16 protein-coding genes are annotated in these 25,653 nt (G+C 26.2%); 13 read left to right on the top strand and 3 right to left on the bottom strand.

The features are described from left to right. The first annotated feature begins 4 nt into the window (after window positions 1–4). Window positions 5–1,942 carry a 3'-5' exonuclease gene (locus Q0Y03_RS03120; RefSeq protein WP_297712379.1) on the top strand — a complete coding sequence of 646 codons (1,938 nt, stop codon included), beginning with the start codon at window positions 5–7 and terminating at the stop codon, window positions 1,940–1,942. A 94-nt stretch (window positions 1,943–2,036) separates the two neighbouring features. Here Q0Y03_RS03120 and Q0Y03_RS03115 read toward each other — a convergent pair whose 3' ends face one another. Beyond that, window positions 2,037–2,516 (bottom strand): Uma2 family endonuclease, encoded by a 480-nt coding sequence (locus tag Q0Y03_RS03115; RefSeq protein WP_297712378.1) that lies wholly within the window; start codon window positions 2,514–2,516, stop codon window positions 2,037–2,039. Between the two features lie 172 nt (window positions 2,517–2,688). Between Q0Y03_RS03115 and Q0Y03_RS03110 the strand changes: the two genes are divergently transcribed. Further along, on the top strand, window positions 2,689–5,403 hold the full coding sequence (locus Q0Y03_RS03110) for a DEAD/DEAH box helicase (RefSeq protein ID WP_297712377.1): 2,715 nt from the start codon (window positions 2,689–2,691) through the stop codon (window positions 5,401–5,403). Between the two features lie 93 nt (window positions 5,404–5,496). Here Q0Y03_RS03110 and Q0Y03_RS03105 read toward each other — a convergent pair whose 3' ends face one another. Further along, window positions 5,497–6,348 (bottom strand): helix-turn-helix domain-containing protein, encoded by an 852-nt coding sequence (locus tag Q0Y03_RS03105; RefSeq protein ID WP_297712376.1) that lies wholly within the window; start codon window positions 6,346–6,348, stop codon window positions 5,497–5,499. A gap of 245 nt (window positions 6,349–6,593) precedes the next feature. Between Q0Y03_RS03105 and Q0Y03_RS03100 the strand changes: the two genes are divergently transcribed. The 7 genes from Q0Y03_RS03100 (at window position 6,594) to Q0Y03_RS03070 (ending at window position 16,732) form a co-directional block, all read left to right on the top strand. Beyond that, window positions 6,594–7,760, top strand: a complete 1,167-nt coding sequence (locus Q0Y03_RS03100; protein ID WP_297712375.1) for a cellulase family glycosylhydrolase — start codon at window positions 6,594–6,596, stop codon at window positions 7,758–7,760. Window positions 7,761–7,807: 47 nt separating this feature from the next. Next, window positions 7,808–9,226, top strand: a complete 1,419-nt coding sequence (locus Q0Y03_RS03095; RefSeq protein ID WP_297712374.1) for a glycoside-pentoside-hexuronide (GPH):cation symporter — start codon at window positions 7,808–7,810, stop codon at window positions 9,224–9,226. Window positions 9,227–9,303: 77 nt separating this feature from the next. Then, window positions 9,304–11,307, top strand: coding sequence for a beta-galactosidase (locus Q0Y03_RS03090; protein ID WP_297712373.1), 2,004 nt, complete (start codon window positions 9,304–9,306; stop codon window positions 11,305–11,307). Window positions 11,308–11,374: 67 nt separating this feature from the next. Further along, window positions 11,375–13,024 (top strand): glycoside hydrolase family 43 protein, encoded by a 1,650-nt coding sequence (locus Q0Y03_RS03085; protein ID WP_297712372.1) that lies wholly within the window; start codon window positions 11,375–11,377, stop codon window positions 13,022–13,024. 180 nt (window positions 13,025–13,204) lie between these two features. After that, complete coding sequence (locus Q0Y03_RS03080; protein ID WP_297712371.1) at window positions 13,205–14,908, top strand: DUF2207 domain-containing protein; 1,704 nt, start codon at window positions 13,205–13,207, stop codon at window positions 14,906–14,908. Between the two features lie 33 nt (window positions 14,909–14,941). After that, on the top strand, window positions 14,942–16,078 hold the full coding sequence (locus Q0Y03_RS03075; protein ID WP_297712370.1) for a site-2 protease family protein: 1,137 nt from the start codon (window positions 14,942–14,944) through the stop codon (window positions 16,076–16,078). 105 nt (window positions 16,079–16,183) lie between these two features. After that, window positions 16,184–16,732 carry a Uma2 family endonuclease gene (locus Q0Y03_RS03070; protein ID WP_297712369.1) on the top strand — a complete coding sequence of 183 codons (549 nt, stop codon included), beginning with the start codon at window positions 16,184–16,186 and terminating at the stop codon, window positions 16,730–16,732. A 153-nt stretch (window positions 16,733–16,885) separates the two neighbouring features. Here Q0Y03_RS03070 and Q0Y03_RS03065 read toward each other — a convergent pair whose 3' ends face one another. Beyond that, entirely contained in the window at window positions 16,886–17,431 is a 546-nt protein-coding gene (locus Q0Y03_RS03065) for an N-acetyltransferase (protein WP_297712368.1), read from the bottom strand. A gap of 145 nt (window positions 17,432–17,576) precedes the next feature. On the opposite strand from Q0Y03_RS03065, the gene Q0Y03_RS03060 reads away from it, so the two are divergent. From Q0Y03_RS03060 to Q0Y03_RS03045, 4 genes are read left to right on the top strand one after another with little or no spacing between them, the layout of a single operon-like run. Further along, entirely contained in the window at window positions 17,577–19,076 is a 1,500-nt protein-coding gene (locus Q0Y03_RS03060; protein WP_297712367.1) for a TIGR02677 family protein, read from the top strand. A gap of 3 nt (window positions 19,077–19,079) precedes the next feature. Next, on the top strand, window positions 19,080–20,213 hold the full coding sequence (locus Q0Y03_RS03055) for a TIGR02678 family protein (RefSeq protein ID WP_297712366.1): 1,134 nt from the start codon (window positions 19,080–19,082) through the stop codon (window positions 20,211–20,213). Beyond that, the gene (locus Q0Y03_RS03050) at window positions 20,206–24,279 is read left to right on the top strand and encodes a TIGR02680 family protein (RefSeq protein ID WP_297712365.1); all 4,074 of its coding nucleotides are present in this window, start codon (window positions 20,206–20,208) and stop codon (window positions 24,277–24,279) included. The genes Q0Y03_RS03055 and Q0Y03_RS03050 overlap by 8 nt, the downstream gene beginning before the upstream one ends. A 36-nt stretch (window positions 24,280–24,315) precedes the next feature. Continuing rightward, entirely contained in the window at window positions 24,316–25,596 is a 1,281-nt protein-coding gene (locus tag Q0Y03_RS03045) for a TIGR02679 domain-containing protein (protein WP_297712364.1), read from the top strand. Window positions 25,597–25,653 lie beyond the last annotated feature (57 nt).

The raw sequence follows: 25,653 nt of genomic DNA, 5'->3' as shown, positions 1-25,653 counted from the left end.
AATAATGAGGTTGAATGATGAACAAAGAAGAATAATTGAAAATAAGCCAAAGGGGCATGTACTAGTTAAAGGAGTAGCAGGATCAGGAAAAACAACAGTAGCAGTACATAAAATACCATTCTTATTAAAAGATTACTGCTATGCAAAAGATGATAAAGTACTTGTTATTACATATAACAAATCACTAATTAATTATGTTAAATATATATATGAAGAAATAGAAAGAAATAAAGAAGAGGAACAATTATCATTAGGAATATATGAAAGTGGAGATAAGGACAAGCTATATATAGAGACTATTGATAATATAATGTTTAAATATTTTATTTTGAATACAAAAAATGAAAAATTAAAAATTGCTAATGATAAGCAAGTTACTAAGGCTCTGTTAGATGCAATTATGAAAATAAGAGAAAATTATAAAAAAATAAATGTATTAGATCAAAAGAATTTAACATTTATTAAAGAAGAAATTAGATGGATGAAATCATGTAATTATACAGATATTGAAGAGTATCAAAATGTTGATAGAATAGGAAGGATATCAAATAACAATATAGAATCACCACATAAATTAAGAAAAAATTCTCAGATAAGACAGGCTATTTTTGAAGTTATGCTTCAGTATAATGAAAATCTAAAAAAAGATAAGTTAGTAGATGTACAGGATATTTCATTAATAGCATTAAAGCAGGGTAAAAGTCATGTAGAAGAGAAATACACTCATATTATAGTTGATGAAACACAAGATTTAACAAGAGTACAATTAGAGTTTATTAAAAGGTTATACATGAATAGAAGTTATTCTAGTATGCTCTTTGTTTCAGATACAGCACAAAGTATTTATCCAGAGGCATGGTTAGTAAAAGGAAGAAGTTTTACAAGTATAGGCTTGGATATGACAGGTAAGTCTACATCATTATCAAAGAGTTATAGAACAACAATTCAAATAGCATATGCAGCATATAGTTTAATTGCAGATGATAAAAATATTATTGAGGAAGATAACTTTGTAAAGCCATCATTAATTGATAAGCATGGAGTTCATCCTGTATATAGAGGGTTTAAAAATAAGATATTAGAAGCTGAATATATTACTGGAATAATAAAGAATGAGTTGAAAGAAAAATATAATTATAAAGATATTGCAATTATAAGTAGGTTTAAAAATCAATTAAAAGAAATAAAAAATTACTTAGAGAAAAGTAACATTCCTTATAAAGAAATTGAAAATGATGATGAGGTAGATTTTAGTGATGATTGTGTTAAATTACTTACTATGCATTTGGTTAAAGGTTTAGAATTTAAGGTTGTTATGATAGTAGGACTTAATGATAAATATATGCCATTAAAATCTTTTGAAAATGAGTTTGAAGATATGGATTTTATGGAATCTATGGATAGAAGACTATTGTATGTAGGAATGACTAGAGCTACAGAACAATTATTTTTAACTAGTGATGGAAATCCTTCTAAGTTTATTAAAGATATAAGTTGTAAATATTTAAGGATTAATTCAAAAAGTAATTTTAGAAAGTTACATAGGATTAATATTGATGAGTATTTATTTGCTTATAAAATTGATGATATTTATAGAAATGAAGAAATTACAAGACAGTGGATTATTAATGAACTTATAAATAGATATGGTTATCCAAAAGAATTAATAGATGTTGAAGTTAAGGTTAATATTGAAACTAAGGCTGAAAAGATAGATGTTGTTGTCTATGGGTATGAGAATAAGGATAAGGTACCATTTATATTTATTAAAACTAATAGATTAGGGGAAGGTGCTGAAAGAGAGGTAATTCATCTTAAAGAATATATGAGTAATTATGATACTGTTAAATATGGAATTGTTACTGATGGAAATGAGATTGTTATTATTAATAATGATTTAGAAGAGGTTGATGATATTCCAGGCTTTAGGAGTGTGTTGTAAAGGAACTTTTTATTGAAAAAAGAGGGAGAGTAGATAGATTATTATCCCAATAATCTATCTACTCTCCCTACTCTCCCCTTATACTGCAAATTTTTTAATTAAATTTATTTTTAACTAAAGTGAATATTTTATCAAAATCTAATGTTATATTTAAATAATTGCTTTTAAAAATATTATCAATTTTAATATAATCTCTATAATTAGGATTTTCTAGGCTATATAGCTCTATACTGCCATCTTGAGAAACTAGGATATATTCTTTTACTCCTATAGATTTATACAAATCCATTTTTTCAGTTCTATCATATTTAGCTGTAGTAAAGCTTAAAACTTCAATAACTAATTCAGGAGCAGAAACTAATATTTCGCCTTTCCATAATAAATCCCCACCAGCAAAAACATCCGGTTCTAAATATTTATATTTTTTATTAGGATTTTTAAGAATATAATTAACATCAATTCTAGTTGCTTCAGAACCAACATTATTTGCGGAGTCAGTTTGATCTAACAATTCATTAAATATATAATGTACTATAATTCTATGTAAATTAGAAGCAGGACACATCATCATCATAAAAAATCACATCCTATAGTTAGTTTATTATTATAATTATAATATGTAAATCCAGTTTTATCTAGTATTATTAATAATATAAACAAATGATAAGTATGTTATAATGAGACAAGAAATGAGTTGAAATATAAAAACTACTTTAAATTAAATATTTTTAGAAAGAAGTGATGGGATGGGTTCAATTAAGTGTACCTTAAGAAAAGAAACAAAAAATGAAATAGCTAAATATATAGATAATGAATTTATTAATGAAACAATTAAAGAAATTGTTAAATATATAAAAGAAGTTAATAAGGTTCAAATAGATGATTCAAATTACAATAAATATGATGTAAATTCTAAGGTAGATTTAAATGATAATGGACCATTTAATATTTATGATTATACTTATGTGAAGGATTTTATATATGAATTATCATGGGAAGGTTCATATATTGAAGATTTAGAGGAGATTGAAAATAATAGTAATGATAAGCCTGTATTTAAGTATGAGCCAAAGGATATTGCCACTGTTTTATATGAAAAAGTAGAAAAAATAATGGGGCAGAAAAAAGGCGAGTTATATAAAAGATTCAAAAGTAGATATAATGAAGAATTCCTATGGAACAGCGTTAGATGGTATAAGAGAACTAGAGATGGAAAGGTGTATTGTGACTTAAACTTAGATGAGTTAAGTCAAGATAAAAAAAGAAGTTTAGAAGAAAAAATAAAGGTTGAAGTAGGTAATGGTTTTAAAAGTAGATGGGGTAGCTCAGTAGCCACAAAAGTAGCATCCTTAGAAGAAAAGCTTTTATTAGATATTTATGACAAAGGTTGTGCAGCATTAGGAATAGTCAATGATTGCTATACAGAAGTTGTAGAAGCAGATAAAAGCAATGATGAAGAAAAATTAATACAAGTTATGGTTAAAAGCTGTGAAGAAGCAAGTGCATCTACAAAGGGAGTAAATAGACTTAAAGTTAAGGTTGTTAATTCAATTGATAAAAGATTGGATAACCTTATTAATGTGAATATTTATAAGACACAGGAACATATGAATTTATTCTTAGAAGATGCTAGAACTATGGTCTTTGGATATTATAAAAGTGTTAATTTACCAGGCTTTAGAAGGAATCTAATATCTAAGGAAGATAAAATAAATAAAATAATAAAAAGAATTGCTGTAGTTGAAAATATTCTTTATAAGGAATATTTAAAAGAAAATGAAAAAGCACCATCTATTGATGAAATGTTAGATTTTAAAGAATGTATTTCATGGATATGCATAAAAGGTTTAGTTTGGACATCAGAAAACATATATATTAAAAATAAGGCAAAAGATGAAATTCAAGAGATAATTTTAGATAATCCAATATATGAATATAAAGAAACAAGAGATATGAAAAGACATTTCTATCTTCATGTTGGTGAAACTAACACAGGAAAGACATATTCAAGTATTGAAAGACTTATGGAAGCAGACTCTGGTGTTTACTTAGCTCCGTTAAGATTATTAGCACTTGAAATTCAAGATAAACTTAATTCTCAAAATATACCTTGCTCATTATTAACAGGAGAAGAGGAGGATATTATTACATATGCAGGTCATGTTTCATCAACTATTGAGAAATTGCAGCTTGGAACTCCTTATGATGTATGTGTTATAGACGAAGCTCAAATGATAGCTGATAAACAAAGAGGATGGGCATGGACAAGAGCTATAATAGGGGTAATGTCACCAGAAATTCATATATGCATGGCTCCGGAAGCAAAGGGTGTAATAGTTAAGTTAATAAAAGATTGTAATGATACATATGAAATTGTTGAACATAAAAGAGATACAGAGCTTATATTTGAAGATGAAAAGTTTGATTTAAATAAGGATGTTAAGCCAGGAGATGCTTTAGTTGTTTTTGGTAAAAGGAAGGCCCTTGCAGTCTCTGCACAACTTCTTAACAATAATATAAAAACAAGTATAATTTATGGCTCACTTCCATATTCAACAAGAAAGAAGCAGTTTGAAAGGTTTTTAGATGGTGAAACAGAAGTAATAGTGTGTACAGATGCTATTGGAATGGGAGTGAATCTTCCTATAAAACGTATTGTATTTTTAGAAACAAGAAAATATGATGGAGTATCTTTAAGAAAATTAAATGTTTCTGAAATAAAGCAAATAGCAGGAAGAGCTGGACGTAAGGGTATTTATAATAAAGGATATGTTATAGCTATGAATGATAGCAATTTAATAAAAAATGCCTTAACTGCTAAGACAAAGAAAATAGAAAAGTGTTTTATAGGAGTACCAGATTCACTACTTGATATAAATATAGATATTATAGATGCATTAAAAACATGGAGTGTAATGTCTGTTAAAGGTTATTATGAAAAAACAGATGTTACAAGAATAATTTATCTTTTAAATAGGTTAAAGAAGCTTAATATAAATGTATCTAAAGAAGAGCTTTTAAAAATGGCTACAATTCCTTTTGAGGAAAATAATAAAGCTGTAGAAGCGCTTTGGGAAGAGTATTGCAAGATGTATAGTGCTGGTGCAGTAAATTTAAAGAAGCCTGTTCTTAAGAAAAGTATAAGTTCAAAGAAGGAGCTTGATGAGCTTGAAAGTTATTATAAGTCATTAGAATTAAATTATTCTTTTGCAAAGAATTTTAATATGATGATAAATAATAGATATATAGCAGATGAGAAGGAAGAGACAGCTAATAAAATAAATGAACTTCTTTTAACTAATTTACTTGATCATGAAAGAGTTTGTAGTATTTGTGGTAAGAAGTTATCTTGGGATTATCCAAGTGATAGATGCAGATTTTGTAAGGAAATGTTACATGAATCTAGAAGTGAGAGGTATAAACCTATATTTAGAGGACGTAGAAGAAGAAAAAGATATTAGTTAATAAGTCGCTACAAAGTTAGAATTTGTAGCGACTTATTTGATTTGTAGTTTTATTATAAAAAATATAGAATAAAAAAGTATAGTTTAAATTTAGACAGATTTATTAATTTTACGTACTTCTTTAGGAGTACAATTAAATTTTTTCTTAAAGATTTTATAAAATAATTTATAGTTACTAAAACCATGTCTTTCCATAATATTAGATATTAATTCATTACTATTAAGTAAGTCCATATAAATATGAGAAAGTCTTAATTCATTTAAATAATCTAAATAGGTTTGTCCCATGTATTGTTTAAATTTTCTACAAAAATACTCTGGTTGAAGATGAGCTATCTCTGAAATTTCCTTAATAGAAATATGTCTATAATAATTTTCTTTAGTAAACTCTAATACAGGTTCTAGATTAGAAAAAGATAAATGAGAATGTTGTAATTTATTATTAGTTATTGAAATACTGAAGTTTGTATATAACTGATAAAGAAATTCAAACAAAAGACTTGCAAAGCGTAAATGAGAAACATCACAAGGATTATTTTCTAAATCTCTCATACTTTTTAAAATATTTTTTATTATATTTAAATTCCTTTTTGCTTCATTATTACTTGAATTAATATTTAAATCAAAATAATAGTTTTTATAATTTGGTATATAACGTTTTAATAATTCAGGTGGTATTTGTAGCAAAATAGATGTATTTCCATTAATACAATGAGTTGAATGAACTCTTCCTGAATTAATTAATATACAATCATCTTCCTCTAAATTATAAGAGTATTTTCCAATATCAACCTGCAAACTACCAGATGTTATATATAAGATTTCTATTGAATTATGCCAATGACTAGCTGTATAACTTCCAGGATCATTGAACAGTTTTAAAACTGCATCTAAATTTTCAGTTGGTTGTATTATTTCATGCATAAAATTCTCTTTATTCAAAATTCTCACTCCCTTTACAGAATTATAAAATAAATTTATTTATAAATCAATTTAAAAAAAGATAATATTGACATATAAATTAGATAATAAAGATACTTAATTAAATGGATGTAATTGTATACAATGGGTGTAGATAAAGAATTTACAACGGCTATAAGAAATATTAAGCAAAAGTATATATATTTGTAGATTCCTGAAAATATAAAATAGTCATATTTTAAGTAATGAAAGATGAGGTAATAGTTATGTATGTAAAGGGTGTAAATTTAGGAAATTGGTTAGTACTAGAAAAATGGATGAGTCCAACATTATTCTTTGGAACAGATGCAGAAGATGAATACTATCTTCCAAGAAGATTGCCAAGAGATGTTTATGAGTCTCGTATTAAAATTCATCGTAGTGAATATATAACGGAAAGAGATTTTGCAACGATAAAGTCTATGGGATTAAATTCAGTACGTATACCTGTACCATATTTCATTTTTGGTGATTGCGAACCTTTTATAGGATGTGTAGAAGAGTTAGATAAGGCATTTAGTTGGGCCGAAAAGTATGATTTAAGTATTTTAATTGATCTTCATACTGTGCCAGGAAGCCAAAATGGATTTGATAATGGTGGAATTTCAGGAGTTTGTAAATGGGCACAACAGCCAGAAAGTATTAAATTTGCTTTAAGTGTATTAGAAAGATTAGCGCAAAGATATGGTAAAAGAAAGGGGCTTTGGGGAATTCAAATATTAAATGAACCTGTTACAGAAAAAATGTGGGATACATTTAATGTACAAAATAGATATAAGCCTGTAGAACCAGAATTAGCAGAAGGAAGTAAGCCTATTTCTTTAGAATTTTTACGTGAATTCTATATTGATGCATATAGAATAATGCGTAAACATATGCCAGAAGATAAAGCTGTTGTTTTCCATGATGCATTTGAATTAAAAGCATGGAAAGATTTTATGAGAGAAGAGGAATTTAAAAATGTAGTTTTAGATACTCATCAATATTTAATGGTAGCAGAAGCTTTTGGCTGTGAAAAAAGTATTGAAGGATATGTAAGTTACATTAAAGAAAACTATGAGAAGGATATTGAAGAAATGAAAGAGTATTTTCCAGTTATTTGTGGAGAATGGAGCTTATTTAATTCTTATGGAACTGGAGTAGATACAAAAGGTGGACAATCTCCTTTAAATGGAATAGAGGCAAGGGAAGAAATATTATCAGCAGAGGAAAAAAAGAAATTATATTCATCAATAGCAGAGGCTCAACTTAATGCATGGAAAAAGGGAAATGGATATTTTTACTGGAATTATAAATTATTATTAGATACAGTTAATGAACCAGGATGGATTGGCTGGGATAGTTGGGATTTAGGAAAATGTGTAGCTCAAGGATGGTTTCCTATTGAAAGATAATTAGTAATTCTAAAAACAATTAAGAGATGAAAGTGAGAGGTTATATTATGGAAGTAAACTTAAAGAGTAATATTGATGATAAGATGAATCCTAATGCAAAACTTTCTTTTAAAGAACGATTTGGATATGGAGTTGGTGATTATTCAGGAAATTTAATATATTCTTCAATTAGTGCATTTTTATTACTTTATTATACAAACGTTATCAATGCAGATGCAGCAATAGCAGCATCAATAATTGCTATATCAAAAATATTTGATGGTATTTCAGATCTTATAATGGGTAGAATTGTTGATAATACTAAGTCTAAATATGGTAAAGCAAGACCATGGATATTAAGGTTATGTGTTCCTTTTGCAATATCATCAGTGCTTATGTTTTCAGTACCAGAAAGTTTAAGTGGAAAGTATATGTTTATCTACATGTTCCTAACTTATAACTTAGTATCAACGGTATTTTTTACTGGTATTAATGTACCATATGCTACTATGAATGGTCTTATGACAACTAATCAATATGAACGTGGTTTATTAGGAAACTTTCGTATGTTATTAGCAACTGCTGGAACAATGACAGTAAATACATTTGTATTAAAAATGGTCGTTGCTTTAGGTGATGGAAATCAATACAATCGTGCTGGTTGGACTAAAACTTTTATAATAATAGGAATTGCAACTGTTATATTAAACTTATTTATGTTTGCCACTTGTAAAGAGCGTGTTGTAGAAAATCATGCAGAAAATGAAAATCAAAAAGAAAAAGTTTCTTTTATAAAATCAATAAAAGGACTTATAACAAATAAATATTGGTTATTAATAGTTATAGTAATGTTTGTTATGTACTTTATGATGTCTTGTTTCTTTGGTTCTGCTGCATATTATGCACAATACGTAATGGGGGATATTAGTTATTATGCACCATTATCAAACGCTTTATCTATTGCTCAGATTGTTACTATGTTTATTACACCATTTGTTATGAAAAAAATAGGAAAAAGAAATACGATGTTAATTGGGACAATAGTTTCAACAGCAGCATTCTTTTTAACTGGAGTTGCAGGTGTTAGCTTAACAGTTCAAATTACTGCGTCTATTATAAAAGGTGTTGGATTTGGATGTTCAGCAGCTGTAATGTTTGGAATGTTACAAGATGCTATTACTTATGGACAATGGCAAAATGGATATGGTAGTTCAGGAATGGGTAATGCAGCATCTTCTTTCTGTATGAAAGTTGGATCTGGTATTGGTACTGCAGCATTAGGATGGATTCTTTCAGTTGGTAAATTTAATGCAACATTAGCAGAACAATCATCAGCTGCAATAAGTGCCATAGGGGTATCATTTGCATGGGTACCTGCAATAACAATGTTTATTGGAGTAATATGTATTTTCTTCTATGACTTAGATAAAAAGTATGACAAAGTAGTAGCTGATTTAGAAGCTGGTAAGTATAAAGATAGTATTTAATAAAGGATATTATTAAAAGATGCTAGATAAATTTTCTGGCATCTTTTATAAAAAAATAAAAGAATGGGGTAATTATTATGGGTTCAGATATTTTATTTGGAAGTGCATATTATTTGGAATATATGCCTTATGATAGATTAAAAGAAGATATAAAAATGATGAAAGATGCAGGAATGAATATAGTACGAATTGCAGAATCTACATGGAGTACTTTAGAGCCTAGTAGTGGAAAATACGATTTTACATATATAGATAGAGTTTTAGATATACTAGAAAAAGAGGATATGAAAGCAATTATAGGAACACCTACTTATGCAATTCCTTCATGGCTTGTTAATGAAGATAGTGATATTATGGTTACCACTAAAGAAGGACAAGCTAAGTATGGTCATAGACAGTTAATGAATATTGTAAACAAGACATTTAGATCTTATTCAGAACGTATAATTAGAAAGTTAATACAGCATACCGCACATAGAAGATGTATTATAGGATTTCAAATAGATAATGAAACTAAGCATTATGGTATAGCAAATGAATATGTACAAAAGTTATTTAAAGATTACTTAATAGAAAAATTTAAAACAACAGAAAAATTCAATAAAGTATTTGGATTATCATATTGGAGTAATTCTATTGAAAGATGGGATGACTTACCTGATATGAGAGGATGTATAAATGGAGGGCTTGCTAGTGAATTTGAAAAATTTCAAAGAAGGTTAGCAGCTCAATATTTAATGTGGCAAGCAGAAATTATAAAAGAGTATAAAAGAGAAGATCAATTTATAACACATAACTTTGATTTTCAATGGAAGAAGTTTGGAGCTGATATTGCACAAGATGGATATTCTTATGGTGTACAGCCAGATATAAATCATAATGAAGCATCGAGGTCAGTTACTATTGCAGGTACAGATATATATCATCCAACACAGGATAATTTAACAGGTGCAGAAATAGCATTTTGTGGAGATGAAATAAGAAGCTTAAAGAATGATAATTATTTTGTACTTGAGTGCCAAGCACAAGCATTTAAATATTGGACTCCATATCCAGGTCAACTTAGATTACATGCTTATAGTCATTTAGCAAATGGTGCTAATGGAATAATGTATTGGAATTGGCATTCAATTCATAATGGATATGAAACGTATTGGAAGGGATTATTAAGTCATGACTTACAAAGTAATCCCACTTATGAAGAGGCATGTGTATTAGGAAAAGAGTTAAAAGAACTTAGTAAAGATTTAATAAGTTTAAAAAAGAAAAATAAAGTAGCATTTATTATTGATAATGAATCATTAACAGCTTTTAAGTGGTTCCCAATAGATAAAGATTTAAGTTATAACGATGTAGTTAGGTGGATGTATGACTCTTTATACGAAATTAATATAGAATGCGATGTTGTATTTGCTAAAGATTTAGATATTGAAAAGTATAAAGTAATAATAACTCCAGCACTTTATAGTATAGATGAAGAATTTATATATAAATTAAAATCATTTGTAGAAAATGGAGGAGTACTACTAAGTTCATTTAAATCTTTTGTATCAGATGAACACTTAAGTGTTTACCATGATAAACAGCCACACATATTAAATGAATGTTTTGGAATTACTTATAATCAATTTACTGAACCAGGAAAAGCAACAATTGATGGAAATAAGGTAGAGTACTGGGCTGAGTTGCTAAACTTAGAAGGGGCAGAAAGTTTATATAACTATGAGCATAAGTATTGGAGCAAATATTCAGCTATAACTAAAAATAAATATGGACAAGGATATGCATATTATATTGGATGTTATACCAATAAAGAAATTATTAAAGAAATATATATAAATGCATTTAAAACTGCTGATTTATTAAAGGATATACCAAAATTTTCATGGCCTGTAATTATAAGAAGTGGAGAAAATTCCAAGGGAAATAAGTTGCATTATGTACTTCATTATAGTGAAGAAAATAATATATTAAAATGTCCTTATGATAATGTAAAAGATATATTAACCGGTAAGTGTTATAAAAAAGACGATATTATATCATTACATGATTGGGATGTAAAAATACTTGAAGAACAATAAAAAAGAAAATTAGCAGATAATTAATATAGAGTATGAAAGTATAAGATAAATAGGAGGAGAATTTATTATGATTAAAAATCCAATATTGCCAGGTTTCAATCCTGATCCATGTATTTGTAGAAAAGGTGAAGACTATTATATGGCAGTATCGTCTTTTGAATGGTTTCCAGGAATTCCATTATATCACTCAAAGGATTTAAAAAATTGGGAGCTTTATACCCATGTATTGACTGATGATAGTTTAGTAGATTTAAAAAAATTACCATCAGCTAAGGGGATTTGGGCACCATGCTTAACATATTGTGAAGAAGAGGATTTATTTTATGTAGTTTATGGAGTAATGAACTCTATGAATGCTAGATATTTTGATGTGGATAATTACTTAATTACGGCAAAAGATATTAAAGGACCTTGGAGTGAACCAGTTTATATTCACTCATCAGGATTTGATGCATCAATATTACATGATGATGATGGAAGAAAATATATTGTTTCATTAGAATGGGAAACAAGAGAGGGCTATGAAAAACCAGGAGCTATATGTATGGTTGAGTATTCTAAAGAAAAGAAGGAAATAGTAGGATATCCAAAGAGAATATGGTCTGGTGGAACAGATAGAGGTTGTATAGAAGCGCCACACTTAACTAAACGTGGAGATTATTATTATATAATGTGTGCAGAAGGTGGAACAGGATATGGTCATAGTGTAACTATGGGAAGAGCTAAGAATGTTTGGGGACCTTATGAAGGAGATCCAACAAATCCAATATTAACATCTATACCAGGAGATTTTTATGAAAGACATGATCCTGACCATTTAAAACCAAAGTACTTTAATCCAGAATCAGTCCTTCAAAAATCAGGGCATGGAAGTTATGTTGAAACTCAATTAGGTGAAGTTTATATGGTACATTTAACAGCAAGACCATTTGTACCAGAATTAAGGTGTACACTTGGACGTGAAACTGCAATTCAAAAAATGAAATGGACAGATGATGGATGGTTAAGAATGGCTGATGGTTCAAATTTAGCAAAGGAATATGTAGAAGAAAGTAAGCTGCCAGAATATAAAGTTCCAGAAATACCTGATTTTGATGATTTTGATAGTGAAGAGCTTGGACTTCAATATTATGCTCCAAGAATTATTCCTTCATCATTTGCAGATGTTAAAGCAAGGCCAGGATATGTAAGAATTAGGGGGCAAGAATCTAGGTGTTCTTTAAATAAGGTAAGTATTTTAGCAAGAAAATTAACATCAGTTTATGCAACTGTTACTACTAAAATGGAATTTAAGCCAGAAGTACATCAACATAGTGCAGGGCTTATCATATATTATGATAATATGAACTATATTTATTTAAGAAAATATTATAGTGAAACATTAGGACAAAGTGCTTTATCTATAATTCATCTTGAAAATGGTGAAAAAACAGAGTTTTTAAATACAAGAATACCTGTTGATGAGTCTCCTATATATTTACGTTTAAAAGTAGAAGGGCGTCAGTCTTATTTTGAGTGGAGTTATGATGGAGAAGTTTATAACAAAATAGGAAAGGTATTTGATACAACTAAGTTTTCAGATGAGTACTGTAAGTATGGTGAATTTACTGGTACTTTTGTAGGAATTACTTGTGCTGATAGAGTGCTTCATAAACATTATGCAGATTTTGATTTCTTTAATTATGAAGCAGATGAAACCATAGATGTTAACTTTTAATAGTTAATTAGTAATAAAAAAATTAAGAATATAAGTAAAAAGTAGGTATGAATTAAATTTCATACCTGCTTTTCTTATATAAAAAAGTTTAATAAAATTTGATAAATAATAGCTAGAATTTTTTATTTAAAACTAATAAAAGCTAAATATGGTATAATTAAAATAAAAAGGGGGATAAGGATGAAAAAACTACTTACAATTTTAACTATTATCTTTGTTTTAATATCACCTAAAAGTGCATTGGCAGATAATAGAGAGTACTTTATTGATAATCTAAACATTAATGCACAAATACTTCCAAATGGTGATGTAGTAGTAAATGAGATATTACAGTATAGATTTGATGGAGAGTTCAATGGGATTTATAGAAATTTAAACTTAAATGGAACAGATGAATATTTAATTAATAATGTTTCAATAATTGATTCTTCCGGTAATATTATAGAAGCTACAGAGGGATATAATGAAGAAAATAATACATATGAGATAAAAGAAAGTTCTGACTCAATACAAATTAAACTATTTTGCAAAAGTATCAATGAAATTAAAAATATTAATTTAAATTACACTATAAAAGGTGCAGCAAAAAAGTATACTGATTATTCACAGTTATATTGGAACTTCTATAACGTTAAAAATATTGATTCTGTTAAAGAAGGTACTCTTAAAATTATTTTAAAAGATACAAGTTTCTCTACTGAGGTTTTAAGTTATGACATATATGGAGATGGAGATATTACAGCTTATAATACAGAAAATTCTATAGATATTAATTTTAAAAATCTAACTACTTTAATAGGTATAGATTTAAAATTTCAGAAAGAATATTTATCAATAGTTGAAGAGATATCACCTGAAAGCTATGAAGATAATTATATAATGGAAGATTTTAATTACCATGGAAAAGAAGAAAATAATAAAGATATTGCCCTTGCCATAACAGTGTTTGCAATAATAGGTGTAGTTATTGCAGCATTTGCAATGGATAGAAGAGGGTTTAATAAAGAAGTTAGTGAATATAGAGCAAAAGGTAAATTTACTGAAGAAGAATTTATTATGGAGCCACCATCAGATTTACCACCAGCATTAGTAAATTTATTAATGAATGAAAAAGTTGTATCTAAAGAGATGTTAAATATAACATTATTTTATTTAGTTAATAAGGGTTATTATAGAATAGAAGAAAAAACAACTAAAGATATTAATGATTTAGTATTTATTAGAACTAATTATAATAAGGAAAGTGAATATAGTCACTTAAATTTCCTATTAGATTGGTTTAAGGATTATGAAGTCGCTGGACGTTTTTCTATTGGAGAAATAAAGAGTTCACTTTCTTCAAGTATGAGAGCTAAAAGATTTATAGATAATTTAAATTATTGGCTAATAAAGGTTAGAAGTGATGGAGAAAATATAGGGTTTTATATTAAAATAAGAAATAAAAATATTCTTGAAAATAATTGGTATAATGAAAAGTGTAAATGGAATGCTTATAAGAAGTATTTGAAAAATATATATAATTTTAATGGTGAAAGTAATGATTCATTAAGTGATTTGACTATTATTTATGCTTCTGCATTAGAAGTAAAAGAAAGTCAATTAAAAGAAATTATAGATTCAGTAACATCTAAGACTAATGACAATATTAATTCTTTTAGCGATTCAGATTATATGTACATGAATAATTATTTACTATACATGTCAATGTTTGATAATATGGCTAATGATGCACTACATATAGCAAATCCACCAAGTTCTTCAAATAATTTCACTAATGGTGGTGATGATAGTGGTGGAGGAAACTTTTTCGGGGGAGGAGATTTCACTGGGGGATGTGGAGGAGACTCAGGGCCTGGAGGTGGAGGAGGCTCAGGAGCTTTTTAATCTTTGTAATATGTAGTGGTTTAGGAGGAAAACATGGGAGAAAAGAAAAAAGGTAGTAAAAAGATTATATTTTATATTTGCTTTAGTTTAGTAATACTATTACTAGGTTTTTTTGGAGGGTTTTTATTAGGAGAAAAAATGGAGAAATCTAGTTTATCCTTTGAAATGTCTATATTTACAATTGTATTATATATTTTTATTTTCTATTTTGCATTTATCATTCAAATTATAATACATGAATCCGGACACTTAATTTTTGGATTACTATCTGGGTACGAATTTATATCTTTTAGGGTTGGTAGTATTACTATAGTAAAAGATCAGGATAAATTTAAGTTAAAAAAGTTTAAGATTAAAGGTACTGGTGGTCAATGTTTAATGATGCCAAAAACTAATAATTATGAAGAGATAAATTATGTTTTATACAATTTAGGTGGGATATTAATGAACTTTATAGCTTCTATTATATGCTTACTAATATTAATCTTAGTAGATACTAATCAATATATAAAAGTTATGTTAAGTGAGTTCATTTTAATAGGAGTGATATGTGTTATAAGTAATGGAATTCCAATGAAGCTTGGTGGAATTTCTAATGATGGTTATAATACAATGTCTATTTCAAGAGATAAGTTTATAAAATATTGTTTTTATATTCAACTTAAGGTAAATGGACTTTTGTCTAAAGGAATGAGATTTAAGGACATGCCAATAGAGTGGTTTCATGTAAAAGAGGAAGCAGATTTAAATAATCATCTTGTGACATTTTTAAAGATCATGGAGGCAAATTATTATCAAGATAAACTTGATTTTAATCTTGCAAAAGAATGTTATGAAAATATATTAAATAGTGCTCCTAATATTATAAAGCTATATGAAAATGAAATAAAGTGTGAATTATTGTTTTATGAAATATTAAATGGAAATATGGAAAAGGTGGATGAGCTTTATACAAAAGAGTTACGAAACTATATAAAAATAACTGATTGTTATATTTCAAGAAAAAGGCTTATGTATGTTTATAATTTAATTGTATTAAAGGATAAGAAAAAAGCAGATAAAGTATTAGGAGAATTTGAAAAATTAAAGAATAGTTATCCTATAAAAGGTGATATTGAGTCTGAAGAGGAAATTATGAACTTTATATTGGATAATGTAAAAGTTGTATAAATTTTAGAAAATTTATTTAATGCTAGCCAATTAATTATATATTTAAGAAAATAGACCTTTAGGTTATAATAAAATAAATGAAGAAAGGGAGTAAGTAGAGGTAAAATGGATATTATTAAGGATTATAGATACTCTGAAGAAGAATTTGAAGAAATTCAAAAAAATTTTAATGGTAAAGCAGAGTTTGACAATGGTTCAATATTTCTAACTTCAAGTACATCTATTGAGCATAATAGAATAAAGAGAAAAATATTAGCTAAATTAGATAGTTTCTTCAATGGATCAAAATGTGAGCCTTTTGATGAACAAATAGAGGTAATATTTCAAAATAAAGATGAAATATATAAATATAAACCGGACATTTTTGTTATGTGTGAGAATGCTACTAGAAAAGGTGAGAGTTTTACTTCAATTCCGAAAATTATATTTGAAGTAGTTTCTAAAAGTACTGCATCTCATGATTATATAACTAAGCTTGCAGTATACCAAAAGTTTAAAGTAGAAGAATATAATATTGTAGAACAAAGTGGTAAGATTATACAGTATTCATTGGTAGATAATCAATATGTTATTTCAGAAGTATATAAAAATGATGATGATTATGTAAGTACTGTTTTTAGTGATTTAAAAATAAGTTTAAAAGAAATATATTAATTTAATATTACTATTTTCACTATCCTATTTGGCAGCCATTACTATATCTAATTAATGGCTGCCAAATAGGATATTTTTTAATATTAGAGAAATTTGATATTACTTCATAAGCAGTATTACTATCAAATATAGCAAAGTTTAATGGCATATGAGTTATAATAACAACTTTCTCATCACTATACCATCAGCTTTAAATGGTTCAATATCACCGTAATCAAAAAAATCTTTTAATGTACAAACTTCAAGAAATCCATTCTTGATATATATATTTCTAGCGGATGTCCAATTTTCAGCTACTACTAATAAAAGAGATTTAGGTTCTTTAACTAATTTATCTACATTATCAATTAAGTAATTAAATAGTATTTTACCTATTCCATATTTTCTTGCTTTAGGTGAAATAGCGAAAGATGATATATATAATTCATTACCGTTAGTTTTATGACTTTCTTTAATAGAATGATTTAATAAAAAATCACTTTCTTTAAGATTTTCATTATATGGCCATATTTCAGAACAAATATATCCAATTATCTCATTTTCATATTCGCCAACTAAGAAACCATCATTAAAGCTTTCAATTCTATCAATAAATACTTGTCTATCTTCACAAATATTTTTATCAAAGGAAGCATGTTCAATTTCTAATATTTTTTCTATGTCATTTATTTTTGCATTACGTATTTTTAGGTTATTCATATAATCTCTCCTATGTATTTTTATTTATATTTTAAAAGAAGTTTTAGTTTTTGTGAATAATTATTCGAATAAAATTGTTATCTATAGTAGAATAATATTAATAGATTTAACAAATTAAGGAAGGTAAGGGTTATAATATATAAGCATGTTAAATATTACTTCGAAAACAACTAAGAAAATTACAGAAGCATCATATTTATGTACGGGAAACACATTTAGATATAGAGCAATAATAAGAATTGCATATAAAAAATATGAGAAAATGAAGTATTCACTGTACAAAGAAGAAATTTTTGAGGATATTAAAAAAATTAATGGATTTGAGGAATATACATTAGATGATTTAAAACAAGATTTAGATGCTCTAGAAACTTGGGGTAACTTTATTGCTGTGCAGGATACAGCAAGAACTAGGACTTTAGAGGAATTTAAAAATAGGAAATTTACATATCAATTATCTACAACAACTATTGAATTAGAAAGAACTTTAATAAAAATTGAAAATATCAAAGAAACATCTAGGGGATCATTAGAAATTTCACTAATTGAAAGATTTAAAGAAACATTAGAGCAAATAAAGGATCTTGAAGAATTTGATAGTAGTAAAATATATTCATGGTGGGAAATGTTAAATAGAGATTTTAAGCATTTAAATGAAAACTATCAAGATTATATTAGCAAATTTTATTCCCCTAAAACAGAGGAATTACTAAAAACTAATGAGTTCTTAATATTTAAAGAAAGCTTTATAAAATATTTAAGAGAGTTTATTAAGGGATTACAAATAAATGTACCTAACATAAAGTATTTATTAAGACATATTAATGATGAAGAAGCTAAAATTAGGTGGATTGTTCAAAATATTATAAAGTATAAAAAAGAAAATATTGCTTTAGATATGGATTATGATGAAAAAGAAAGCTATGAATTACATTATGGAAGATACTTAAGCATGAGAGAATGGTTTATTGGAAATTTAGGCAATATTTCCATGGCTGATAATCTTTTAGAAAGTACTAGTGAAATTATTAGAAAAATAACAAGATATGCTTTGCAAATAGTAGAAATGCAAACTTCAGGGGGAAGTAGGAAGGGAGAATATAAAAGTTTAATTGAGATGTTTAATAAATGTGTAGATATTAATGAAGCACATAAATTATCATCAGTAGTTTTTGGAGTAATGTCCTCAAAACATATAGGTTGTGATATTGAAAGAGAAACAGAAAATATTAATAGTGGAATATATGAAGAAAAAGCTACAACAATAATAGTACAACCAAGTAATAGATATAGAGCAAAAACAGCTAATAGAAATTCAGTTAAGGAAAAAACAGAAGCTAAAAAAGTTATGGCTAAGAAAATATTAGAAATGCGACAAAGAGAAAAAGAAATTATTGAAAGTAATATTGTAAATAATAGATTAGCATTTAAAGAACTGAATAATATTACAGCAGAAGAAAGAAGAATATTTTTAACTTGGTTATCTTATAGCTTAAACAAAAAAGATCAAGAATGGGTAAGGAATGAATATGGAAGATACTACAAGGTAGTAAATAAGCATGAAACAGAAAAAATAACTCTAAAGTGCGAAGATGGAGCATTTATTATGCCAGCTTATGAGATTATTTTTAAAGAAGAGGTTTAAAGAATGAATTTTGTTGATTTATTAGAAAACTATTTAATATTAAAAGAGAGAGATAAAGAACTATATTATGATGTTAAAGATAATATAGATAAATATAAAAATTTTATTTATGATAATCTTGCTTATGACATAATTATAAAAGATGATTTTATAAAACTTGAAAAGATTCCAGGAGTTCCAGAAGAATGGATGGGGATAAGTGAATTTACAGAAATTAAGGAATATATATTTTTTATTTTATTAATTACATTTTTAGAGGATAAAAATAAGGAAGAGCAATTTATTTTATCTAGTATTACAGAATATATAGAACATAATTATCCAGATGAAAAGATTGAATGGACTATATTTAAAAATAGGAAAAGTTTAATAAAGGTTATGAAATTCGCTATAGATATTGGAATAATTAAAAAGAATGATGGCAGTGAAGAAGAATTTTCAAAAAGTGAAACTGGAGATATTTTATACGAAAGTACAGGATTATCAAGATATATAGTAAGAAGGTTTAATAAAGATATAGAAGATAGTCAAAGCTATGAAGATTTATTAAGTGATGAGTTTTCAGGAATAAGTAGGGATTTAGGAACAGTTAGAAAAAATAGAGTTTTTAGAAGATTACTTTTATCACCTATTGTATATAATGATGAAAATGATAATGGAGATTATGATTATATTAAAAGTAAGAGAAGTTTTATTAGAAGTGCTTTTGAAGAAAATTTAGGCTGGGATATTCATGTTCATAAAAATGGGACATTAGCAGTTTTAGAAAATTCAAATGAAATTAAAGATATTTTTCCAAATAAAAAAGGTGAAAGTGCAGTAGTTTTATTTATTAATAAAGAAGTAAGAAGCAGAATAAAATCAGGAGATTTTAAAAAGGAAGACAATGATATTGTTGTTATGAAAAATTCGGAGTTTGATGAATTTATTATTGAAGTAAGAAAAACTCATGGTCATGGATTTACAAAGGCATTAAGAGATGCAAGTGAACAAGTTTTTATAAACATAATAAGAAGCTTTATGAGAGAGTTTTCTATGATAAGAGAAGAAAATGATTTTACTATACTTATGCCTATTATTGGGAAAGTTTTAGGTGAATATCCAGAGGATTATAAAGGGGAGGCTAAAGATGAGTGATAGATGGATTGCAAATAAGTTTGGGTTATTTGATTTTTGGTATTACGATGAAGAAGAATTTGAGTTATCAAATGGGAAAATTATTTTTAGAGGAACTAATGGTAGTGGTAAATCAGTAACTACTCAAAGTTTTATTCCACTATTATTAGATGGAGATAAAAGACCAAGTAGATTAGATCCATTTGGATCAAGTGCTAGAAAAATAGAAAATTATTTACTATTAAATGAAGAAGAAAATGATAAGATAGCATATCTTTATATGGAATTTGTAAAACCATCTTCAAATACATACTTAACTATTGGAATAGGCTTTAGAGCTAGAAGAGGGAAAAAATTAGATTGTTGGCACTTCATATTAAAAGATGGAAGAAGGATTAATAAAGAGCTTAAACTTTATAAAAAAAGAGAAGGAAAGAAGTTTGCTTTAACAGATAAAGAGTTTAAGAATGCTTTAGGTGAAGGAAATATATATACAACAAGTCCTAAAGAATATATGGAAAAGGTTAATGAGCATTTATTTGGATATTCAGATATAGATAGTTATAAAGATTTATTAAATTTATTAATACAAGTAAGAAGTCCTAAATTATCTAAAGATTTTAAACCAACAGTAATATATGAAATATTAAAAAGTTCATTAAGTTTATTATCAGAATATGATTTAAGAACTATGTCTGAGGCTATGGATAATATGGATAGTCTTAATAATAAGCTTGAAGAATTAAAAAAGAGTAAAGAATCGGCAATAAAAATAAGAGATTCTTTTAATAGATATAATTTAAGTGAGTTATATAATAAAAGTAGAAATTATTATAGTAAAAAAAATCAAGTTAAAAATTTAAATATAGATTTAGAAAATTTAAAGTTAAAAAAAGAAGAAATATTAAAATATATTGAAAATAATAAGAGTGAACTTGAGGCATATATAAATAAATTAAATTCAGCAAAAATAAAAGAAGAGGCTTTAAAAAATAGTGAAGGCTTTAATGCTAGAGATAAGCTATGTAAAGCTGAAGAAGAATTAAAAGAATTAGTAAATGATCGTGATAAAAATCAAGAAAAATATAATAAGAAAAATGATGATAAAATAAAAAGAGATAGTGAAATAAAAAATTTAGATTTAGAAGTTAGTCATATAATAAATGAAATAAAGATGTTATTAGATGATGAAGAATATTTTAGAGAAGAAAGTTATATTCAAGAAGACTTTGGATTTAAGGATATTTTAAAGAATGATAATTTTATTTTTGAAGATATAAGAAGTAGTATTAATGAGTATGATAAGTTAGTTAGAGAAGCATATAGCCTAATTTTACAGTTTGATAATTGCAAAAAAGAATTTAATACAATAGAAGAGCAAAGAGATTTCCAAAAGGGAGAAGCTGAATCTGTAGAAAATAAGTTAAAAGAATCAATTGAATATTTAACAAATTTAAAAAGTGAATATATAGAAGAGGTTAATGAATATTTAGGAAAAGTTACAGAGTTTAATATAGATGAAAAACAATTAGTAAATTTATTTAAAGAAATTAATGATATTAAGGAAATATCTAATTGTAGCAATATATTAAATATTGTTAAAGAAGTTAGTGAGCCTATTAGACGTAATATTTTTGAAAATAAAATTACACTAGAAAATAAAAAAAGATTATTACAAGAAGATATTAATAATATAAATAACGAAATTTTAGCAATAGAGAATTCTAAAGAAATAATAGAAGATACAGAAGATATAGAAAATTGTAAAAAGATTTTAAGTAATAATAATATACCATTTGAAAGTTTTTATAAATGTATAAACTTTAATGAGGGAATATCAGAGGAAAGAAAAATTAATATTGAAGGCAGTTTATTTAATATGGGAATATTAAATAGTCTTATTATTCCATTAGAGTATAAAGAAAATTCATTAGAATGTTTAAAAGGACATGAATATAAAATAATATTTGCTGAAAAATCAGAAGAAATATCTAGTATTAAAGATGATTTAATATTAGAAAACAACACTTTTGTTGGAAAATATAAAAGTCAAGTAGAAGAAATATTAAAAAGTATATCCATAGATAATAACAATAAAAATAATACATTTATTAAAGATGATTTAAGTTTTGGAATAGGAATAATAAATGGTGGTTCTTATAAAAGTTATGATTTAAAATATATAGGTTTAGAATCAAGAGAGAATTTTAGAAAACTAAAAGTAGAACAGTTAAATATTAAAAAAGAATCTATAGAAGATGAGTTAAATAATACAGAAAAATTAATATTATTTACAGAAGAAAAGTTAAATAAACTTCAAGAAGAAATAGATAATTTCCCTAAAACAAATGATATTGAAGTTGGAATTAAAATTATAAATGAAACCAAAAATCAATTAGAGGTTTTAGAAAAAACTTTAAATTCATTAGAGGAAAAGTTATTAAAAGTAAAAAATGAGTTAGAGCAATTAAAAGTTAAGGTATTCAAAGCTACTGAATATATAAAAATTCCTAAAAATAAAGAAAGCTATGATAATGCTATTAAAAATATTACTGAATATAGCAAGGTTATAGGAGATTTATCGGAAAAAGTAACAAATTTAAGACATAAAAAATCTGATATAAAAAGAGTCAAGGAAATTATAGAGGAATTAAATGAAGATATAGATTCAATTTATGGTGATTTATTAATAGTAAAAGATAAGATAGATTATAAGATGAATACTATAAATTCATTAAAAGAAACTTTATTAAAGTTAAATTTAGGTGAGCTTGAAAAAGAATATGCTGAAGTTACAAATATAATTAATTTATATCCAGAGAAGATTTCTAATATAAAAGAAAATATTGTAAGAGCAGATGAAAAAATAAAAGGCTTATTCAATAACTTTTCAGTTCTTGAAAAGAAAATTACAAGAGAAAATAATATATTAGATGTTTATACTAAAGTTTTAGAAAATGAATTAAACTTAAAATATATAAAAGAAGTAGATAACCTTACAGTAGAAGAAGCAGTAACATATATGATGAAAAATTACGAAAGTTTCAATATATCTCAAAAGGAAAATACATTATCAAAATTATTTGATGTTTATAATAAATTTAAAGGTGATTTAGGTGATTATTCTTTAAGTTCTGGAGATATTTTTGATAATTATGATGAAAGTGAAGACGAAGAGATAAATGAGATATTATCAGAGGCAGTAAGAACAGATCTAAAAGTTAGATTTAACAGGAAAGTAGTTAGTATATATTCTTTAGTTGAAGAATTAAATGATACCATAGAAGTGCAAAATTTATTAATTAGTGATAAAGAAAGAGAAGTATTTGAAGATACATTAATTAATACATTAAGCACTAAAATAAATGCTAAAATACACTTGGCAACTTCATGGGTTAATCAAATTAATAAATTAATGGAAGACATGAATACATCAAATAAATTTAAATTAAGTTTAAAGTGGATACCTAAAAAGGCAAGTAGTGAGGAAGAATTAGATATTAGAGAGCTTACTAAAATATTAGGAACACCAGATTTTATGGGGGATGAACAAAGAGAGAAGGTAGCAAATCACTTTAAAGAAAGCTTAAAGAAGCAAAAAAGAATTGCTGAAGAAGGTGGAACTATAAGAAGTTATCAAGGAATAATAAGTGATGTTTTAGATTATAGACAGTGGTTTGATTTTCAATTATGGTATTCAAAATCATTAGAACCTAAAAAAGAATTAACAGATAATGCCTTCTTTAGATTATCAGGTGGAGAAAAGGCTATGGCAATGTATATTCCATTATTTGCAGCTGTTAATGCTAGATATAATGGTGCAGACAAGAAGGATTGTCCTAGAATAATAGCACTAGATGAAGCTTTTGCAGGTGTTGATGATCAAAATATTGGATATATGTTTGAGCTTATTGAAAGCTTAAAGCTAGATTATGTTCTTAATTCACAAGTTCTTTGGGGAACTTATGAAAGTGTCAAGAGTTTAGCTATTTATGAGCTTATTAGGCAGGGGGAAGAGGTAGTACTTCCTATAAAATATCACTGGAATGGAAAAGTTAAATTTATGGAGACTAAGATAGAAGTATAATAAATTTATGTAGATAAAAGAAATAGGAAGATTTATATGAAGGAATCATTAGATTTAATAAATAGCAATAAGATTTATAAAAAAATATTTTTAGAAGTATATAGTAAATATAAAAAGTATGGAAAAATTACAGGCAGCTTTACTTTAAAAGCTGCCACTACTGAAGAAAGACGAATACTATCTAATTTTGACTCTAAGGCATTAATTGAAGGAAAAGCTAAGATAAAATCTGCTACAGTTAGAGAATTATTTAATAGAAAATTAAAAGAGTATAGCTTTGAAGAGTTGTTAGTTAAAGTAGTTGGGAAAGAACTAAAGACTAATAAAGAAATTAAAGATGAAGAAAAAGAGCAAGAAGAAAAATTTTATGAAGATATATTAAAATCTTGTGATAATGGTATTGGTAGACAATGGTTTATTGAAATTTTAGATAAGAAAAAATACGGATATAACATTATTATAAGGAAATATAAAAGTGAAAAGGAAATAAATAAATTAGAAGAATTAAATAAAAGAATAATTTTAACAATTAATTCGCTAAATAAACTTCCATATTTAAATAATGAATATGAAAATATAGCAGTATTTTCAGCAGTAAATACAAGGGATTCTCATTTTTTTGATATTAATAAATTTACAGGAAGACTATTTATAAAGGCTATATCATTTATTATTAATAAGGATGAGCCTAAAGATATAAATGAAATTAATGAGGCATATTATGAAGTTGGGATATTAAAAGATGAAATATCAAATCATACAACTATTTATGGATTAAATGCTTTTGAAAAAGATAATAGTGAAGTTACAGCTGTTAATAGTTTTAATTTATGGAGAGAGCCTTTACAAATATCTATAAGTAATTTATTGAAAGTTGATTATTTAAAGGCTGTAAATAATACAGTTTTTATATTTGAAAATCCTGCAGTTTTTCATAAGATATTAAAGGAGAAGGGTGATAATATTTCATTGATTTGTACTAGTGGACAATTAAATTTATCTTCATACATAGTACTTAATAAAATTAGAAATTTAAAAAATATATATTATGCAGGGGATTTTGACCCGGAAGGTTTAATGATTGCATATAAGCTTAAGAAAAGATATAAGGATAAGGTTAGGTTTTTAAATTATACTAGGGAAAGTTATATAAATACTATGTCTAATAATATTATTGAAGAAAAGAGTATGAGTCAATTAAATAAAATTAATTGTAGTGAGTTAGATGAAGTGATTAGGGAATTAAGAATAAACAAAAGAGCAGCATATCAAGAATTATTAATAGATGAGTATTTAGATTTAATAAAAAAGTATTAAATTGAAAATGGTAGAAAGCTTTGATATACTTAACTAAAGTCAACATTTTATGAGGTG

It is taken from the genome of Clostridium sp. (assembly GCF_026168755.1).
In the GTDB taxonomy this organism is placed as follows: domain Bacteria; phylum Bacillota; class Clostridia; order Clostridiales; family Clostridiaceae; genus Clostridium.
The sequence above is the reverse complement of the archived record's forward strand: the minus strand, read 5'-3'. Positions and strand labels throughout refer to the sequence as shown.

Coding starts and splice junctions, on each gene's coding strand:
- Q0Y03_RS03075 (WP_297712370.1), top strand. CDS start 14,942: ATGGGAGAAAAGAAAAAAGGTAGTAAAAAGATTATATTTTATATTTGC.
- Q0Y03_RS03115 (WP_297712378.1), bottom strand. CDS start 2,516: ATGATGATGATGTGTCCTGCTTCTAATTTACATAGAATTATAGTACAT.
- Q0Y03_RS03110 (WP_297712377.1), top strand. CDS start 2,689: ATGGGTTCAATTAAGTGTACCTTAAGAAAAGAAACAAAAAATGAAATA.
- Q0Y03_RS03045 (WP_297712364.1), top strand. CDS start 24,316: ATGAAGGAATCATTAGATTTAATAAATAGCAATAAGATTTATAAAAAA.
- Q0Y03_RS03065 (WP_297712368.1), bottom strand. CDS start 17,431: ATGAATAACCTAAAAATACGTAATGCAAAAATAAATGACATAGAAAAA.
- Q0Y03_RS03090 (WP_297712373.1), top strand. CDS start 9,304: ATGGGTTCAGATATTTTATTTGGAAGTGCATATTATTTGGAATATATG.
- Q0Y03_RS03095 (WP_297712374.1), top strand. CDS start 7,808: ATGGAAGTAAACTTAAAGAGTAATATTGATGATAAGATGAATCCTAAT.
- Q0Y03_RS03085 (WP_297712372.1), top strand. CDS start 11,375: ATGATTAAAAATCCAATATTGCCAGGTTTCAATCCTGATCCATGTATT.
- Q0Y03_RS03050 (WP_297712365.1), top strand. CDS start 20,206: ATGAGTGATAGATGGATTGCAAATAAGTTTGGGTTATTTGATTTTTGG.
- Q0Y03_RS03100 (WP_297712375.1), top strand. CDS start 6,594: ATGTATGTAAAGGGTGTAAATTTAGGAAATTGGTTAGTACTAGAAAAA.
- Q0Y03_RS03080 (WP_297712371.1), top strand. CDS start 13,205: ATGAAAAAACTACTTACAATTTTAACTATTATCTTTGTTTTAATATCA.
- Q0Y03_RS03055 (WP_297712366.1), top strand. CDS start 19,080: ATGAATTTTGTTGATTTATTAGAAAACTATTTAATATTAAAAGAGAGA.
- Q0Y03_RS03060 (WP_297712367.1), top strand. CDS start 17,577: ATGTTAAATATTACTTCGAAAACAACTAAGAAAATTACAGAAGCATCA.
- Q0Y03_RS03120 (WP_297712379.1), top strand. CDS start 5: ATGAGGTTGAATGATGAACAAAGAAGAATAATTGAAAATAAGCCAAAG.
- Q0Y03_RS03070 (WP_297712369.1), top strand. CDS start 16,184: ATGGATATTATTAAGGATTATAGATACTCTGAAGAAGAATTTGAAGAA.